The sequence below is a fragment of the Streptomyces boncukensis genome, from assembly GCF_011045075.1.
Taxonomy (GTDB): domain Bacteria; phylum Actinomycetota; class Actinomycetes; order Streptomycetales; family Streptomycetaceae; genus Streptomyces; species Streptomyces boncukensis.
Window position 1 is genome coordinate 1 of the sequence record NZ_JAAKZZ010000866.1, and the last position, 1,877, is coordinate 1,877.

1 protein-coding gene is annotated in these 1,877 nt (G+C 71.2%); it reads left to right on the top strand.

Annotation, left to right across the window (positions count from 1 at the left end):
- Positions 1-264 precede the first annotated feature (264 nt).
- On the top strand, positions 265-1,851 hold the full coding sequence (locus tag G5C65_RS36490; RefSeq protein WP_165303335.1) for a peptidoglycan DD-metalloendopeptidase family protein: 1,587 nt from the start codon (positions 265-267) through the stop codon (positions 1,849-1,851).
- Positions 1,852-1,877 lie beyond the last annotated feature (26 nt).

Here is a 1,877-nt window from a genome sequence, read left to right on the forward strand (position 1 = left end):
CCCTTACTCGCCCCCGTCCCACCGCGCGGAGCGGCCCTCCGCACGCCCCTCTCCCCGCCTCTCCCCGCCAGATCACCCCTCTTTCTCGAACGAAATTCGAATCTGGAGGCGACTACCCGCCCGTAGTCCACCGAAAGACGGCCGATTGCCCTTTTCCCTCGTGACCAAAACCCCCGGAAGATTGTCGCCGTCGCGTACCGCCGGGTACAGTGCGCCGCACTGCTCCGCCCCGCCCCTGTCTTCGAGGCGAAAGAGAAGTTGGTGGTGAACGACCGTCATCCGTCGGGAGTCCCCAGTCCCGACGACCCCGGTTCCGGCTTCTCGTACACCGCGTATGCGGCGGACTACGGACAGTCGGTGTACGGCGGACCGGCACCCGGTGTCTACGGTGACGGCGACCCCCTCTTCGGTGCCCTTCCGGGCGGTCAGGGCATGCCCGCGGCCGACCCCGGAACGGGCCAGTGGACCTTCGGCATCCAGGAGACCGCCGCCTGGGACACCAGCGGCTGGAGCACCGGCGGCTGGGAGACGGCCGGCTGGGACACCACCCCCTGGGACACGGGACAGCACTCCACGGCCGACTACGGCTACGCGGGACACGAGCAGCAGCCCTACGACGGCCACACCGCGTACGCGCACTCCGCGCCACAGGACCAGTACCCCTATCCGGAAGAGCCGTACGGCGCCTACGCCCTGGGCACCGCCTACGGTCAGCCGGACGCGACCGGGCAGTGGGACTTCACGCAGACCGCGCCGCACTACGGGCCGGAGTACGGACAGGAGTACGGCCCGGAGTACGGCCAGGAATTCGGCCACGACCAAGGTCAGCAGTACGGCCGGGAGCACGAGTACGGGTATGACACCGCCACCGGCTGGGGCGTCTCCGACACGTTCCAGCTGCACGGCCCCGGCGCGGAGGGGATGTTCGCCGCCCCCGAGTCCCCGGCGGCACCGTACGAGCCGTACGGCGCGTACGACGCGTACGAGTCCGACGACGGCGGGCACGACGGCGGACAACACGACGGCGGGCACGACCGCGAGCGCGACGGGGGCCCGGACACCGCGGCGCTGGAGGCGGTCGCCGCCCCGCCGTCCGCCGCCCGCGGGCGCCGCCGCTCCCCCAAGCCGAAGCCCCGGCGCCGTGCGATGCTCACCGTGGCGGTGCCGTCCGTCGCCGTACTGGGTGTCGCCGGGGCCGCCGCGGCCACCGTGCTGGGCGGCAGCGGCGACGGGGGCGACGATCCCCCGCCCCAGGCGTCCGGCTCGCCGGAGAAGGAGGTCAAGCCCTCACAGGCGAACAGCAAGCTGGACACCCAGCTCGCCGGACTCTCCGCCGACGCCGACGACTTCGCCGACCGCGCCAGCCGCACCCAGGAGCGCATCGACCTCAAGCAGCGCCAGGTGGCCGAGCGGAAGCGGAAGGCGAAGGAGGCCGCGCGCAAGGAGGCGATGCGGCCCAAGTACGTGATCCCGGTGAAGAACCACACGCTGAGCGCCCGTTACGGTCAGGCGGGCGTCAACTGGATGTCCATCCACACCGGCATCGACTTCCCCGTCAGCTACGGCACGCCCGTGCACGCCGCCACCGACGGCGTGGTCACCACCAAGTACGACATGTCGTACGGGAATATGGCCATAGTGACCGCCGAGGACGGCACTCAGACCTGGTACTGCCACCTCAGCAGCACCAAGATCCGCTCCGGCGAGGTCAAGGCCGGTGACACGATCGCCTACTCCGGCAACTCCGGCAACTCCACCGGGCCGCACCTGCACTTCGAGGTACGCCCCGGCGGCGGCTCGGCCGTCGACCCCATCCCCTGGCTGCAGGGCAAGGGACTCAGCATCAGCTGAACCCTCAGCCGAGCCCCGGCCCCGGC